General features: G+C 48.0%; 11 protein-coding genes. All 11 read right to left on the bottom strand.

The features are described 5' to 3' along the window. Positions 1-25: 25 nt before the first annotated feature. Positions 26-2806: an STT3 domain-containing protein gene (locus tag Q0620_RS07525; protein ID WP_298784193.1), complete on the bottom strand. Its 2781-nt coding sequence runs from the start codon at positions 2804-2806 to the stop codon at positions 26-28. Between the two features lie 2 nt (positions 2807-2808). Continuing rightward, on the bottom strand, positions 2809-3927 hold the full coding sequence (locus Q0620_RS07520) for a glycosyltransferase (protein ID WP_298784191.1): 1119 nt from the start codon (positions 3925-3927) through the stop codon (positions 2809-2811). Positions 3928-4170: 243 nt separating this feature from the next. After that, positions 4171-5214, bottom strand: coding sequence for a glycosyltransferase (locus Q0620_RS07515; RefSeq protein WP_298784189.1), 1044 nt, complete (start codon positions 5212-5214; stop codon positions 4171-4173). Beyond that, positions 5211-6476, bottom strand: coding sequence for a glycosyltransferase (locus Q0620_RS07510; RefSeq protein ID WP_298784187.1), 1266 nt, complete (start codon positions 6474-6476; stop codon positions 5211-5213). Before Q0620_RS07510 ends, Q0620_RS07515 begins: the two co-directional genes overlap by 4 nt. After that, complete coding sequence (locus Q0620_RS07505) at positions 6476-7555, bottom strand: glycosyltransferase family 4 protein (protein WP_298784183.1); 1080 nt, start codon at positions 7553-7555, stop codon at positions 6476-6478. The genes Q0620_RS07510 and Q0620_RS07505 overlap by 1 nt, the downstream gene beginning before the upstream one ends. Before the next feature lies 1 nt (position 7556). Continuing rightward, positions 7557-8618, bottom strand: a complete 1062-nt coding sequence (locus Q0620_RS07500) for a polysaccharide pyruvyl transferase family protein (protein WP_298784181.1) — start codon at positions 8616-8618, stop codon at positions 7557-7559. Continuing rightward, positions 8615-10237, bottom strand: coding sequence for a Coenzyme F420 hydrogenase/dehydrogenase, beta subunit C-terminal domain (locus tag Q0620_RS07495; protein ID WP_298784180.1), 1623 nt, complete (start codon positions 10235-10237; stop codon positions 8615-8617). The genes Q0620_RS07500 and Q0620_RS07495 overlap by 4 nt, the downstream gene beginning before the upstream one ends. Beyond that, positions 10234-11772 carry an oligosaccharide flippase family protein gene (locus tag Q0620_RS07490; protein ID WP_298784179.1) on the bottom strand — a complete coding sequence of 513 codons (1539 nt, stop codon included), beginning with the start codon at positions 11770-11772 and terminating at the stop codon, positions 10234-10236. Before Q0620_RS07490 ends, Q0620_RS07495 begins: the two co-directional genes overlap by 4 nt. 81 nt (positions 11773-11853) lie before the next feature. Further along, the gene (gene galE / locus Q0620_RS07485; protein WP_298784178.1) at positions 11854-12843 is read right to left on the bottom strand and encodes a UDP-glucose 4-epimerase GalE; all 990 of its coding nucleotides are present in this window, start codon (positions 12841-12843) and stop codon (positions 11854-11856) included. Positions 12844-12895: 52 nt separating this feature from the next. Beyond that, the gene (locus Q0620_RS07480) at positions 12896-13750 is read right to left on the bottom strand and encodes a DNA ligase (RefSeq protein WP_298784177.1); all 855 of its coding nucleotides are present in this window, start codon (positions 13748-13750) and stop codon (positions 12896-12898) included. Next, positions 13740-15104 carry a 3'-5' exonuclease gene (locus Q0620_RS07475; protein ID WP_298784176.1) on the bottom strand — a complete coding sequence of 455 codons (1365 nt, stop codon included), beginning with the start codon at positions 15102-15104 and terminating at the stop codon, positions 13740-13742. Before Q0620_RS07475 ends, Q0620_RS07480 begins: the two co-directional genes overlap by 11 nt. Positions 15105-15228: the final 124 nt, after the last annotated feature.

Genomic DNA, 15228 nt, shown 5'->3' with positions numbered 1-15228 from the left:
TCCTTAGCTTGCGGCAAAATTTTATCTAGCGCTTTAATTTATAAACTTTCACAGCAGGGCTTAAGATCACAGGCTCGAATAGCTCGGGTCTATATCTTTCAAATACAAAAAGCTGAATGTAGCTCGAGTTTAGCATCGCTCTATCCATCAGCAAAAACCGCCCGTAATCGCGCATGAAAACTACGTAAAATTGCGCGCTGCTGTCCATATTAAACTCCTTGACCGAAAGCTTGCCGTTCGCGTCGTAGCTCGTTTCGTAAAAGGTATTGATCGCGAATTTTCTGCCGCTATACTCTAAATTTAAAAGGCTCGGCGAGATCGAAAAGCCGTTGTCCATATGCACGCCGCTTTGATCCTGAACGAACCTATCGCTCGTTATAAAAAACAGCTCACTTAGCTGCTTGCCGTCGGTGATGTCGATGTTTGAAAACTGCGTGACGACGGGGAAGATATTCATCATGCGATCGGGCAGGATGTAGTAGATGTCGCGCGTAGGCTTTGGCGGCTTAAAATCGGCCAGTCCCAAGCTTAAGATAAAATCATTTACATCGGTCGCGTTGTAGTCTTTTAAAATTTGCTTTAGCTTGTTTGGAATTTTTTCACTATATCCGCGCTCGGTGTATTCGACATCTAGGCGCGCCATATTTGCGGAGCTCATCTGATCTCTAAAAAGTGCGAAGCTAACGGGGAAATTATCGTTGCCGAGATGTTTGCCGCCGTCGATGAGGGTCTTTACATCGCTGTAATAGCGTATGCCGTAACCGTAGTCCCACCACGAAAGCGCGTAATCCTCGCGCTGTGCCTTATCTTTGAGCTCATCTAGCACCCGCACCTCGCTTTGATAAAAGACCGTATCGACCTTGTACGAGACGATGTGCTGCCACGCGGGATAGATCGCAAGCGCCGTTAAAATTAGCAGTATCGCGCGCCCCGCGATCTTTGGCAGATCCAAGCGCTTTACGCAAAAATACAAAATATATCCGAAGCTCAGTCCCATCACACCCACGGCATAGATCGTAAATCTAAGGCCTGCTTTGTTCGCCGCAAAGCCCAAAAGCAAAAGCGGGATCGAGAGCAAAAATTCCTTATGCCTAAAGCAAAGCACCAAATATCCGATTGCCGCGATCACGAAAACCGCAACGTGCGAGCTGATGCGCTCCATAAATACTTTAGCCGGCACGATGCCCGATTCTTGGATCGTTTGATTGACGTTGAAAAAATGAAATGCCGTATCGGCATTGTCCGCAAAGGAGCGGAAGATATAAAATTTCGCCTGAAAGATTATCGGGCTAAGACCTCCGTTTGCAACGAAAAAGACTACGGCAAGCGCGCCGATAATCGCTAAAATTTTAAAATTTAATAGCTTTCCTCTAAACGCAAAGAGCCAAAATAGCGTAAGCGAGATTAAAATTTTTGCCACCAAAGGCGTGGAGCACAAAGCGATCAAAATGATAATCATCGCTTCGTAATTTACCGCACTTTTTCGCTTAAAAATCAGCGTATAAGCAAAAAATACGGCGAGCATCATGGAATTTAGCGAAAAGCTGGACGGATACCACCACATATAAAATATCACAAACGCGCCCAGCCAAAACAGCGTGCTACGCGAACCGCGCGTACAAATGCGGATGAGCGCCCACAAAATACACATCGCAAGCACGATATTTAGCATATCGGTGTCGTAATACCCCGCCATAGTGCGGTTGTAGTAGCTATTCGCCACGCTCGCGACAAGCGCGCCGATGAAGCCCGCGCGCATGCAGCGAAACTCGCTTGAGATCAGCAAGATCGGCACTACGATGAGCGAGCTAAACAAAGCCGGCAGATAAACGAATATCGTCTCAATTTTAAAGGGCAAAATTTCAGCCAAAAACGCCGTCACGATCGAAAGCGGCGCGCTAAAATAACTAAGATCGTTGGGCTGATGAAAGCCCGCAAGACGGTCGCGCGCGCCCTCTGCAAAGGCGTAGCCGTCGTTGGTGTTTATCATCAGCTCGCCGTCCCAAAAAAAGTAGTTCGGAAATCCGCTCGCCCAATACACCCACCACATACGAAACGCCACGCTAAAGGCAAATGCAAACACAATCATCAGCAAAATATGCTTTGAAAACTCATAATTTTTTATGAAGCCAAAAATTCTACGCCTGGCAGGAAGCGCGCCAGCTGCCTGATTTTTAGAATTTTGGGAATTTTCTGCTGTAAAGCTTTTAGAATTATCAGAATTTATGCCGTTTGTAGAATTTAAAGCACTTGCGGAATTCACATTTTTAAATTTAGCCAAATTAGCGGCTTTTGCGGAATTTTTATTTGTAGAGTTCGCAACGCCAGCGGAATTTTTATTTGTAGAATTTTTGCTCGTGGAATTCGCAGTACCTTTCAAATTTGAGTTTGTAGAATTTGCGCCTGCGGAATTTTCAGAATTTACCGAGGTAGAATTTCGTCCGCTTGATTTTTTAGTCTTTTTGGATTTTTTTTGTGCTCGCATTTTTGCAGAAACAGCGCGCGCTTGATCGTCGCTTAAATTTTTAACGCCGGCGTGCGCGGAATTTTTGCTCGCAGAATTTTTTGCATCAAGCGCGGAATTTTTATCGCTCTGAGGCGCGGCATCCTCGCTACCCTTAAGCTCGGCATTTTCGCCGCTAAAATTCTCTCCGCCGCTTGCGGAATACTCTGCGTCAAAATTTCCCTCACTAGCGAAATTTTCGCTTAAGGCAGCTTTGTCGGCACCCATTGATTGCGCGCCTTTTTGATCGTCCGATCCTTCGTCGATCTCTCTGACGCTAAAAGCCTTTTTTTCTTCACCCACGCCTATTTTCCTTCGTCGATTTGTTCTATTTTTGCGATTAGCTCGCTTGCTATCCATTTTTTATCGAAAAACAAGGCTCTAATTTTAGCCTTTTTCTCATAAAATTTTACATAATTTTCATCATCCAGCGCTTTTTGCATCGCCGCTTGGGTGCTTTCTAGATCGTTCACGCCCACCAGCACGCCCCATTCGCTTTGCCCCATAAGCTCGCGCGCGCCGCTTTGATGATCGCTTGAAATCACGAGCTTGCCGCACGCAAGAGCCTCGATAAGCGCGTTTGAAAACCCCTCAAAAAGGCTTACGAAGACGAACGCATAGCATCTAGCCATATATTTATACGGGTTTGCGTCAAAGCCCAACAGCTTCACGCGACCGATTAAGCCGAGCTCCTCTATCAGAGCCTCAAGCTCGGCTCGCAGCACGCCGTCGCCCAAGATCAGCAGGTCTTTGCCGTTATTTTTTAAATTTGCATACGCGCGGATCAAAAGCGCGTGGTTTTTACCCGCATCGAGCCTGCCGACGCTTAGGAAAAAGGACCGCTCCTGCGCGATAGGCTCGCTCGCTTTACGGCCGATCTCATCTAGATCGATCGCGTTATACAGCACGCTCATCTTGCGCTCGTCAATCCCGAAATTATCCGCCAGATCGCGCAGATTGCCGAGCGAGTTTGGAAAGATAAAATCGGCCTTCGGATAGAGCTTGCGAAGCAGAAGCTTTGAAATTTTGGATTTGAAGCTCGCATCTTTATACAGCACCGACGGCGTCGAGCATTCGTTAAAAATCATCGCTCCGCCCAATCCGTAAACTCGTGCCAGCGCCGCCACGTAACAAGGGCGATTCATCCAAACGAAGTGGATATCGATACCCAGCCTCTCGCATAGCTTTTTGTAGCGCAGCGCCAAAAACGGCAGCTTTGCAAGCTTCAGCAGCCCGTTTTCAAAAGGGGCTGATTTTTCGATGAAATGGATCTGCACACCGCTTGGAATTTCATAAAAAATCCTCTCGTTCATCAGCACCAGATGCACCTCGTAGCGTGCTGTAAGCTCGCCTAGGAGGTTGCTTACGACGCGCTCGGCACCGCCGCCGCCCATCGAATATATAAAAACGCTTAATCTCTTCATCTCTTTACCTTTTAAATATCGCTGCCGCGCCATAAATTTAAACTTTACTTCCGCTTTTTATGCGAGCATACGCCGCGCCGTTTAAATTTAGCGCGTTTTGCGCTGCCCCAAGCGGCTAAATTTCATCGCGCAATGCGCTTTGTAAATTTAAACGCGCCGTTTTGCTCGGGCGCAAAACGCTATCTTAGCACACCGAAGTTTAAATTTATCTCCGCGCACCGCTAGGGCATCAATAAGCGGCTGTTATTTGCGCGCAAACTGGTCAATCAAACCTTGCCAGAGCTCAACGATGCGCTCTTGCGAAAACTCGTCTAAATTTTCATTTACATTTTGCACGAGAGCGTCTCGCAGCGCCTCATCTCGCATTAAATTTTCAAGCTTGCTCGCAAGTTCATTCGCATCGCCGCGTTTAAACAAAATGCCGCTAAAGCCGTCCTTTATGAGCTCTTTTGCGCCCGCTGTATCGCTGCTAAGCCGTGCGCAGCCGTAAAATGCAGACTCGATCAGCACGTTCGAAAGCCCTTCATTAAGCGAACTAAGCACAAAAATTTTGGCTTCTTTATACAGTTCGCTCACGTCCTGCTTATGCCCTAAAAATCGCACTTCAAGTCCAAGCCGCGCCGCTAGCTCGCGCAAGCTTTCGCGCAGCGAGCCGTCGCCCGCGATTAAAATTTCCCACTTCTCAAGCAGACTTTTATCGATCCTGCTTAGCGCATCAAAGTAAATTTCATACCCCTTGACGGGCTCGAGCCTGCCGACGCTTAAGATCACATTTCGCTTAGCGCCATTGGTATCGCAAATCTCGCCGAAAAAGGGGTTATGCACGACGAAGCAGTTTTTGACAAATCGCGAATAGTACTCAAAGTCCGAACGCGTAAGCACCGTAAGCGCGTCTGCTTTTTTATAGCACAGATCGCGCACGCGGCTAAAAAACCCGCTTGGCAGATAATCGTGCGCGTTGTGTTCGGTCGCGATGAGTGGAATTTTAAGTCCGAAATTTGCGATCACGCACGCTACGTTCGTCCAGTCCATAAAGCTGATGATGACGCTTGGGCGCTCGCGCTTGAAACACTCGCGCAAAATTCTGTATTTATCGAACCTGCCGCCGTTTTTATAAACGTCCAGATGCAAAAATTTTATCTTTTCGCTAAATTTATACCTGCCCTCGTCGTTTTCCAAAATCGCGATCGTAACGTCGTTTGCGCGCGCAAAATGGTTCGCCAAGACCTGCAACACGCGCTCGGCGCCGCCGTTTCTAAGAGCCGCGATGACGAATAAAATTTTCATTTTAGCTTCCGATAAATTTTATAAAATAGCCGCAAAAGCGCGGGATTTGCGTAAAATAAGACCATCATCAGCGTCTGCGTGTGGCTTGCATGCGCTGCGAAAAATCCAAAATCCAGCCGCTCGCGCACCAAAGCGTGCAGTGAGCGGATCTGATCCGCAGCTTCTGCAGCGCTTAAAGGCGAGCGGGGATCTGCGGTCTTTCTTTGCGACGCGGAATTCTGCTCGGAATTTCGCATATAATTTTGCTTGGCGGAATTTTTAACTGCAGAATTTTTACCGCATGCGCAAGATAAACTATCAGCGCCATGCAAATCCGCCTCATTTGCCAAGCTGCACGTATTAGCCTCGGAAGGAGAAGTCACATCCCCATCCGAACTTGCAGGATCAAAGCTCGATTTGATGATTAAAAACGCCGTATTCAGCGCGGACTCGCAGCGAGTGAAATTAGCCTCACGCGCCAAGCTTGGATAATTCGCAGCGATCGCCTCAGTATAGTGGCGCACCGCAGCGATGACCGCAAGATGCCTGCGCGCAAATGAGTTTACGGTCGAGCCCGCCCTTACGCGGTAAAAATATAAAATTTCATCCGTGCACGCCGTAATAGAAGCGTTAAAAATATCAAAAAATATCGCCACATCCTCATAGATCTGCCCCGTAGGAAAGCGCAAAGCAGTGAAAATTTCGCGAGCAAACAGCGCGCGCCAAACCGCGGTGCTAAAATACGGATCCTGCGTGCAGCTGCGTCTAAAAAGCTCTTGCGGCGATATTTTGTATTCGCCTGCGTTGGCATTCGAATTTGCAGCTCCTCCCGGATCGCTAATCTCTTTAGAATTTTGATTTTCTTTAGAATTTAAAGCCGCCTTGAAATTATTTATTTCGCTCTCGTCGCTAAATGCCGCGTAGCCGCACATAGCTATTTTGGTGCAAAATTTCTGCGTCAGACGAAAAAGCGTCTCAATCAAATCAAGACTTATCAAATCGTCGCTATCTACGAAACTGATAAACTCCCCGCGAGCGACATCCAAAGCAGCGTTTCGTGCACTAGCCTGCCCGCCATTTAGCTTATGCAGCACTCGCACACGGGGATCGCGCGCAGCGTATTCGTCACAAATCGCCTCGCTGCCGTCATTTGAGCCATCATCTACGAGCAAAATTTCTAAATTTGTATAAGTCTGCGCCGTGATGCGCTCCATGCAAGCGCGCAGGAATTCTTTGACATTATAAACGGGGATGATGACCGAGATTAGGGGATTTTCGCTCATTATTCCTCCCTGTGTATCGTAGCGGCTATGAAATCCAGCCAGCGTCGCCCGATCGTTTCAATTTTAAAGCTTTCCTCGCGCTTGGAGGCATTTTGCACGAGTCGCTCGCGCAGCTTCTCGTCGCTCATTAGAATTTCAAGCTTTTTAGCGATACTCGCGCTATCGCCTACAGGGCACAAAAACCCATCTACGCCGTCGCTTATAAGCTCGCTAGGACCTGCGATGCAATCTGTGGAAATTCTGGCGGTACCGAAAAATATACTCTCCATCAAAATATTGCAAAAGCCCTCCATCTTGGAGGTTACGACGACGATTTTAGCGCGTTCATATAAGCTCTCGATATCGCGCACAAAGCCGATGAACTGCACATTTAAGCGCAGCTTCGCAGCTAGGCTTTCAAGGCTCTTTCGCTCCTCTCCGTCGCCTGCGATCACCACCTTCCACTCTTTTAAAAGATTGAAATCTATAAGCGCAAGCGCCTTAAGAAGGACATCAAAGCCCTTATAGACATTGAGCCGGCCGGCTGCTAGGATGATATTTTCTTTAGGCGGGCGAGCATCTTTAGCATGGCTGATCTCAAACATCGGATTAGGCATAATCACTCGATTTTGCACATATGTGTAATGATCCAGATCAAATTTACTAAGCACACTAAGACCTGCAGCTTGCGGATAAAAGATCCGCTTGAGAGCTCGCCAGATCGGACTTTTTAAAAAACGATGATTGGTGTGTTCGGAGACGATGATTTTCTGCCCAACTCCGAGGTTTGCGATAAGCGTAAGGACATTGGTATTATCTAAAAACGAGATTACTACGTCAAATTTACGACTTTTTAGCAGCCTATGCAAGGCCAAAATTTTATCGTAGCGCTTTTTTATATTGCCAAATACTCCTAAATCGCCTACTCCTAAATCCAAGCTAATAAGCTCGATCTTAGGATCTAGCGCGTAAAACGGCTCATCTGCGTCAAATTTTATCACACAGACTTCATTCTCACGGCAGAAAAAATTTGCCAGCACGCTTAGCACGCGCTCGGCACCGCCCTTGCCTAAAGCAGAAATTACCATAGCTATTTTCATTTTATGAGCCTAAACTTGTTTTTAAAAATTTCATCGAGTCCTCTCTTTTACGGCGCAACGCCTCATTTACGCCATCCCAATCGATAGTCGCGTCCAACCGCGCGTCTTTGGGATCTTGCAAAGCTCTATCTTCAAGCCCGAACGAGCCCAAAAGTGAGCTAAAGCGCGACGCACCGCGACTAGCGTTAATGAGCACAAAAAACGGCTTATTAAAGATTATGGAAAATACGCAGCCGTGAAATGAGTCGGTTAGCACAAACTCCGCGCCCGCAATAGCGCTTAACCATGCTTTTATACCGATGCGGTTGCCGCGGTCATTCACCTCATCTATCTCTAGTCCGCTTTGCTTCTTTAATAGCTCCATCGCCGCTTCTGAGCGAGGCGATGGATCTAAGATATAGGCAAAGCCCTTGTGCTTGGGCGCATGGCTTAAAAATTTATCGTAAATCTCTTTGTTAGCCAAAAGCGTAGGATCCAGTACCCAGTGCGCATCTACGCCAAAGCATTCACTCGCAAGCTTTATACCATCACGCTCGCGCACCGAAATAGCTTTAAATTTAGCCAAATTTGCAGCATGAGCTTTTAAATCCGCGGGGTTTTTAAGCCCACAGAGCCTATCTCCGCCGAAGCTTGCAGCATAGGCGATCCGCGTGCAGTTAGGCGGCAAAAATCCAAGGCTAAAGCAATCTGCAAAATCCGCAAAATAGCTAGGACGAAAAACCTGATCGCTTCCTAAAATCACCGCTTCAAAGCGTTCTTTCTCGCACAGCGCCTTTAAATCCGCAGGCATGCAAACAGGCGCGGTTAAAGGGATATTTTCAGCCACAAACCCGCTAGTATCGCGCTCGTAAGAGGGATTAAATTTTGCGCCGCAAAGTTCCTTTTTAAGTGCGCATGCCACTAAAAATTTAATATACGCAATCGATAGTTTACTTCTTTGCAGGCGCAAATTTATGAGACGTGGCTCATGCCCAAGCCCCACTAGCACGCGGCTTAGCGCGTAAGCTTGTAAAATTCCGCCGTAATTATTCACTAGCGGGAGGGTAAAAATCCCGATCTTCATGCAAACTTCCTATAAATTTTATATGCCGCGATCTTTGGTAGCGCCAAAAGCGCTAGCACTTTATTCGCAGCGGCGATTTTTTTAAGCCTAGCAGCGATGAAATCATCACAATCAAAATGCGTAGCGCTATATCGCTGGATCTGAAGCTTCTGGCGCAAGATGTAACGCCTAAGTGGGTTTTTCGCGCCATAGAAAATTTCGTTTTTGCACTCCACCTGGCTTTTCTGCGAGCGCTGCACCTCTGCTGCGGATATCCGCTCGCAAAAAATCGCCTCGCGCGCCTGCTTCGTAGGCTGCGAAAACAGCGCGTCGATCTGAGCTGCGCGCGTAATTACGAGCGATGTGCCGCACCACTCGCTCATTTCGCTTTGCAGCCACGCATCCATCAGCACGACGTCGGCGCATTTGGCAAAAACGTCGGTGCAGGCGTTGCACGCAAGCGGCGTAAAAGCGCGCGAGCTCCAGTATGCAAAGGCGCTACTACTGCGATCGTCTATCGCCTCACTGCCGTCTGCAGCGCGAAATTTAAAGCCAAAGCTCATCGCACTTTTGCCCGCGATTTTATATCTGTAATTAACCGCCGCGAGCTGCTTACGCTCTTTAAACGCAAGATCTGCCAGCTTATGCGTAAAACCAGCACCCTTGCCCTGTCCGCAAACCAGCCCGATAATAAAGCTTATGCGGGATTTAAGGCGCGGATTTTTACTCGCAGCAAGCCTTAAGGCCTTGGCAAAACACGGCAGCGCGCTAATCGCGTATCTACCCTCACGGCGCGACATCTCCTTTAGCACTGCTTCAAGCGTGAGGGGATAGTAAGCGGACGAGCGCGCACGAGTAAGCTCATCGGCATTTTTTATCACGCTAAATTTAAATAGCGGCACGGAATTTTCGCCCGCATAATTTCGCGCGTTTTTGGAATTCTCGCAAGCAAAATTCTGCGTTGATACGGAATTTTTACAAGAAGCTTTAGAATTCTGTGCGAAATTTTCATTTGTAAAATTCTGCATAGAATTCTGCGTAAAATTTTCGCAAAAGGAATTTTGCGCACTCGTAAAATTTATAGAATCATCGTCCGCCAAATTCTGCATTAAATTTGGAATTGCGGAATTCTGCTCGGAATTTTCGGTTACGGAATTTTGCAAATTCTGCGCCATCGCTAAATTATTGCAGGCGGAAAAATCCCGCTTGGAATTTTGGGCTATAAAACCCTCTTCGTCCGCGGGCACGACGCAAATCGCGTAATCAATGAGCCCGCGCGCAAAAAGCTCGCGAAAAATATAATCTCCCGCGCCGCCGCTCGCACTGCTTAGGCGCTGCGCTTCATCTTTTTTGTAGAATTTGTAAGTGGCTAAAAACCTGCCAAAATCTGGGCTAAAGCCTTCCAGCTCTGCGTATGATTTAGAATTCAGCTCGTTTTCGATCGTGTCTTTTTCGTAAAACGGGCAGACTTTTAGGCAGATATCGCATTTGTTGCGGCACCCTTCACCCTCCTCGGGCGCGTAAAATCCATTGCCTCCAAGCCGCATTTTTAGCACGCCAAAAGGGCAGCTGCTCGCGCAGACGCCGCAGCCGATACAGCGGTCTTTCGTAACCACTTCGCTAATTACATTGAAGCTCAAGCCCGCCTCCTTATCTTTGCTGCAATGCCGCCAAAAATCGCGCGCTCGTAATCGTTCATCGCCCAAAAATACGCGCTTAGCACAAACATAGCCGAATAAAGCCCGCCGCAAATTAACAAAAAGCTCACTCCATGCAAGCCTAATGCGTAATTTATCACTAGGCTTACTGCGATTGCGGGAGCGAATTTTACTACCATCGCGCCAATATTTCGCCAAAATTTAGCGATGTCAAGTCCGATTACACGAGCATAGTAGATATTCATCACGCAGATATTTAGCAAGGTGATAGCAAAAGCTGTGCCGCACGCAGCGCCCACGCCACCGTAAGCCTTAGCTAGCGGGATAGAAATAGCGATATTTACGAGCGTGACGCAAAACGCAGCGATTGAGCGAAATTTGACTTTGTTTTTTGCCTGAAGCACGGCTAGGCCTAAATTTTGAATCAACGGCACGCTTACTGGAAGCACCAAAATAAGCGCGATTGCGTATGAAATTTCATAATTTGCGCCAGCCCATAGCACGATAAACTCCCGCCCAAAAATCACCAAAAGCGACGCGATAAAAAATATCACGTAAAATTGCAGCCTGCCTATCTTGATAAATTCCGCGCTAAGCTCGGAATCGGTGGAGTTTGCAGAGACCATTTTGGCGATTTTAGGAAGCATCACGCCGCTAATAGTGAGCGAAAGCGTGACAAAAGTGGCATTTATCGTGCTTGCTACGGCATACGTGGAGACCGCTGTAGCGCCTGCTACAGCGCCTAAGATAAAATTATCGACATTCCAGTTTACTTGATCGACTACGATGCCTAAAAATATAAAAAACGAGTAGCCAAAAATTTGCTTAAGCGTGGAGGCGTCGAAATTTCGCACGCTTATCACGGGCGAGACTTTGCGCTTGCAGTAGATGAAATCTGCCGCGACGCAGATTAAATTTACCGCCGTAGCGATGATTACGATCGCGATAGCCTTATATCCCAAAAGTAGCGCAGGCACCGCAGCTAGCGGCAGAGCGATCGTGCGAAAGATCCCAACTAGCTTAATAAATACGAAATTCTCATGCGCCGTAAGGATCGACGAATAGATGCTAAAAGGAAAACTAATCGCTAAATTTGCAGTTAGTAGCATTAGCATAATGCGAATTTTGCCCATCTCACTAGCGCTTAGCTTAGCGCCAAAAATCGCGTATAGATTGGCTAGCAGCGCAGCTCCTGCAAGCACGATCACCGTGCTCATCACTAAATACACGCTAAAGATCGTACCGTGCAATTTATGCATGCGCTCCACTTCGCCACTTGAAGCGTATTTGGCGGTATAGACCGTCACGGCGTTGCCAAAGCCTAAATCCAAAATCGCTAAATAGCCGATAACGCTGCTAGCTAAAGAATATAGCCCAAACTCGCTCTGCCCCAGCGCCCGCAGAAAAAACGGCGTATAAACCAAAGTAAGTATCGTAGAAACAAAGATATTCACATACGATAGCACGACGCCGAGCTTGCGCTGCGCGGCTTCGGGGGCGTTTAGAATTTTAAGCAAACAAGGCTTCCTTTTGCTCGCCGCTATTAAACACGGCAGAGTAAAATTTTGAAATTTCAAATCGTACTTTCACGCTAGAACCTAGAGCTTCTTTTCCCAATTAAGCGCGCTTAGGATGATCTCATCTAGGCTCTCGTGCTCGGGCTGCCAGGAGGTTTTGGTGCGAATTTTATCCGCGTTTGAGATGAGGCAGGCAGGATCGCCCGCTCTGCGCGGAGCGATCTCTACTTTAAAATCCACGCCGCTTACTTTTTTAGCTTCATTAACGACCTCTTTTACGCTAAAGCCCGTGCCATATCCTACGTTAAAGACCGCGCTATCATTGCTTTGCAGATAATCAAGTACTGCCAGATGCGCGCTTGCGAGGTCTTCTACGTGGATGTAGTCGCGTATGCAGGTGCCGTCTTTGGTGTCGTAATCATCGCCGAAAATGCTCATCTTATCGCGCTTGCCGACGATCGTTTGGGTTGCAACCTTAATTAGATGCGTCGCGTTCGGGTAGTTTTGCCCGATCGTGCCGTCGCTAGCCGCACCCGCAACGTTGAAGTAGCGCAAAATTCCATATTTAAAATTCGGATTTGCCGCTGCCGCGTCTTTTAACACCCACTCGACCATCAGCTTGCTTCTACCGTACGGATTGATCGGATTTTGCGGAGTTTCCTCGCTTACCTGCGGGATGTCGGGCTCGCCGTAGGTCGCTGCCGTGGAGCTAAAGATAAAGTCTTTCACGCCGTATTTGTTCGCAAGCGCGATCAAATTTATCGCGTTTGCGGTGTTGTTTAGATAGTATTTTAGCGGATTTTGCGTGCTTTCAAAAACCTCGATAAACGCCGCAAAATGAATGATCGCATCAAATTTTTCGCGCTTAAAAAGCTTCTCGATCGCAGGGGTGTTTTCTAGGCTTTCCTGCACGAACTCAAACTCGCCTATTTTGCGAAGCGCCTCGATCGCTCGCATCGAGCCCTTGCAAAGATTATCCAGTATGACGACGTCGTGGCGGTTCGCTTCTAAAAGCGCCTTTGCGACGTGGCTGCCGATGTATCCCGCGCCGCCGGTGATTAAAATTTTCATCTCTTCTCCTTCGGATTAAATTTATCAAAATACGCGATTATAGCCCCTTAGATTAAATCGCCAGTCGCACGCGCAAAAATACGGGGAAGCGCGGCTTTTTCTCGCGGGTTAGGTTTTGGTATTGATAGGTGATGATCGTGCCCACCTTAGGCGGATTTGCCCGCATCTCATCGCTAAAGCCCGTGCCTACTTTAAATTTCACTCCGCTACGTAGATCCACGCAGCTTAAAGAGCCCATCTTGCCCTCGTTTTTGCCGTAGCCCGGGTTGATTTTTACGACCTTGCAATCGCTATCGTGCGTCTTTTTGTATTTTAAAATTTTATCGCTGCGCCCGCTTTCATAAAGCGCGTTTGGATCGCGCAGCACGACCCCCTCGCCGCCTGCTGCGATGACGCGATCAAAATACGCCTGCACGTCGGCGTGCGTACTTACCGGGGTCTGCTGCACGATGAGTAAATTTTGCGCGCCGCTTGAAGCGATAAAATTTCTTAAAATTTCCATCTTCGCGCTTAGGTTTTTCTGCTCCTTCGGCAGGTCAAACGCGTAAAATTTTACCCTGCTCCACCGCTCATCGGGCACGCTAGAAGAGACGATCGAAACGAGCTGCTCAAACTCTCCGCGCGCAGTGTATAGCTCGCCGTCCACGAAAAACGGCGGAAAGCCCGCGCTCCAGCCCTCAGGAGTGTTTATGATCTTACCGCGTCTGGAGCGCAGATTTTTGCCGTCCCAGATCGCGCGCACGCCGTCTAGCTTCTCGCTAACGACCCAGCCCGTGATATTCATGCCCGGGACATATTCTTTAAGCAACATCGGTTTAAATTTAGCCTCGTCCGCGACCGCGCCGCAGGCCAAAAATAGCGCACCCAAAACCGCGCCTTTTAAAATTTTAAAAATTTCACTTCGCATATGCCGCTAGCTCCTTTTCTATAAATTCGCAAAAAACGGGCGTGTAGCTCATTTGCGCGCTCTCTTTTTGCAAAAATTCGCCCATCACCGCGATATAATTCAAATAGTCGTCCTTGGTGATCTTGCCGCGCAAAAGCTCGTATTTCAAAAACAGCCAGTAGGTGTTGAGCACGTCGGATCTGCAGTACTCGTCGATCTTGACCTGCTCGCCTGCGTAATACAGCTGCAAGACCTGATCGCCGTGCACGTCGTATTTGCCAGGAAGGCCCACGCTAGCGCAGATATGATCGAGCTTGAGCCCGCGCACGGCGCCAAAATCGCTGATGTGATCGAGCAGATCCAGATGAAATCGCCCGTCGTAGCGGCTGCGGTAGTTCTCCCATTTGCTCTTGTTGTTATCGCGATCGTTCATCTCAAAATAGGCCGCGGCGCTTAGATCGTAGCACATCGCGCGCGCCATAATCATCGGCAGATCGAACCCGCGCCCGTTGAAGCTCACTAGCCGCGGATTAAAATCCTCGATAAAGGCTAGGAATTTTGCGATTTTATCGCGCTCGCTCTCGCCATCGAGCGTCGAGACGCGCAAAAATCTGCCGAATCCGTCCGCCATCACGGCGCTAATGCTAACGACGCGGTGGAAGCAGACGGGCAGGAATTCGCTGCCGGTTTTTTCTTTGAAAATCTCCATCGCCCTAAGCGAGAGCAATTTGTGGTTTAAAATTTTGCTTTTATCCGCATTAAAGATCAATTGCTCGCCGTAAATTTTAAAATTTAGCGCGTTTAACGCGGGATCTTGCGCGGAATTTAAAGCGTGATTTTCGCTCTTTGAGCTTTCGGATGCAGAGCTTCGAGACGTAGAGCTTTCCGCTGCGAAATTCTGAGGCACAGGACTTAGGAGCGCGGAATTTTCTATCGCGGCGCCCTGTGCTGCGGAGCTTTGAGGCGCGGTATCATCGTAGGTTAAATTTAGCGACGCGGAATTTTTGAGCGCCGTATTTTGCGACATGGAATTTTCGCTCGTAAAATTTCCCTGCGCAGGATTTTCAACAGGATTTTCACTCGCAAAGCTTTGAAGCGTAACGTCTTGCTGCATAAAGTTTTGCGGCGCGGAATTTTGCTCGGAATTTTCAATTTTAGAATTCTGCTCCGCCGAATTTACAGCAAAATTTAAAGACGCGTTTTGTTTCTCGCCGCCGATCTTTTGCGAGAGCTGCGCGTCAAGAAGCTTTGCGAAGCTTTTTTTATCGAAAGGCTCAAAGCAGCTCGCGATCGCATCCTCATCCAGCACCCGCACCAGCGCCGCTACGTCTGGGATCGTCTCGCAATCAAATACGCAGATATAATCCTTTTTCATCAAGCTCCTTTCTAGCGGCTTTTACCGCTTTTTTCAAAAATGGCTCTGAAATAATCCTCTATCTCCATGCCGTTTTTAGGTATGCTCGCTAGATCGAGCTCCTTGCTCATCCGAGGTTTTCATT

The organism is uncultured Campylobacter sp. (assembly GCF_938017615.1).
Lineage (GTDB): Bacteria > Campylobacterota > Campylobacteria > Campylobacterales > Campylobacteraceae > Campylobacter_B.
Note: the sequence above shows the minus strand (reverse complement) of the source record. Positions and strands in the feature narration are given on the sequence as shown.